Consider the following 982-nt stretch of genomic DNA (forward strand, 5'->3'; position numbering starts at 1 on the left):
CCTGTTGTCTGCCGAAGGGCAGAGCGCCACCCAGGTGGGCAGAACATTGGGTGTCACTCCCCGGGCCGTGTACGCGTGGCGTCGGAGGTGGCGCCAGGAAGGTGTCCAGGCACTGGAGGCCCGTGCGCATCCAGGTAGGCCCTCCCGCCTGACACCTGCGGCGGTAGAGCTGCTGCTCAAGGACGTAGAGAGCAACCCGCGAGAGCAGGGGTACGCCTTCGCACGCTGGACGTGCGCGCGTCTTGCCGCGCACCTTCAGCAGCATGCCGGCGTGAGCATCAGCCCCGATTGGGTGGGAGAGGTGCTGCGGCGCCATGGCTTTGCCTGGCGACGCACGAAGCTGACGCTCAAGGGGCTGGCGGACGAGGAGCAAAAAAGCGCGCGCCCAAAGGCGCCTCAACTCCTTGAAAAAGCAGGCCTCCCAGCCGGGCGCGCTCTTCGAGTTGTGGTACGCGGACGGGGTGAGGTTCGACCTATTGCCCTCGGTGCGCTCCGCCTGGCGCCGCCGAGGCGAGCGCCTCGCACTGCCCACCCCGGGCAAGAACGTGCGCGTGGGAGTGGTGGGCGCGGTGCGCTACCCGACGGGAGATTTCCGCTTCGCGCACCAGCCCAAGAGCGTCACCACTGCTCTCTTCCTCGCCGTGCTGGAGACGCTGGTGAAACGCGCGAAGCGGACAGGCCGCCGCATCGTGCTGGTGCTCGACAACGGCGGCTGCTTCACCAGCCGTGCTTCGACAGCCGCGATTGAGGCCGCCGTCCCCTACGTGCGCGTCTTCTGGTTGCCGCGCTACACCTCAGAGACCCTCAACTGGGTTGAGGGCTTCTGGGAGGAGCTGAAGTCCACCTACTTCAGCCGCATGCTGACGGCGGACCGTGACGCCTTCTATGATGAGGCCGTTCTCCTGCTGCGCCGCGTCCGCAGGCGCGGCAGGCTCCCCATCTGGGCCAACACCCCTGAACGGAATTAGTCGGGATGGCTTAG

At 67.2% G+C, this 982-nt stretch carries 1 protein-coding gene and 1 pseudogene; both read left to right on the forward strand.

The genetic code is table 11. The annotated features are described in order from the left end of the window. Positions 1-4 precede the first annotated feature (4 nt). Positions 5-361 (forward strand): annotated as a pseudogene (locus D7V77_RS46135) (helix-turn-helix domain-containing protein); the annotation flags it as partial. 43 nt (positions 362-404) lie between these two features. After that, entirely contained in the window at positions 405-968 is a 564-nt protein-coding gene (locus D7V77_RS42170) for a transposase (RefSeq protein ID WP_120581750.1), read from the forward strand. The last annotated feature ends 14 nt before the right edge of the window (positions 969-982 follow it).

This window comes from Corallococcus sp. CA041A, assembly GCF_003612075.1.
Classification (GTDB): domain Bacteria; phylum Myxococcota; class Myxococcia; order Myxococcales; family Myxococcaceae; genus Corallococcus; species Corallococcus exiguus.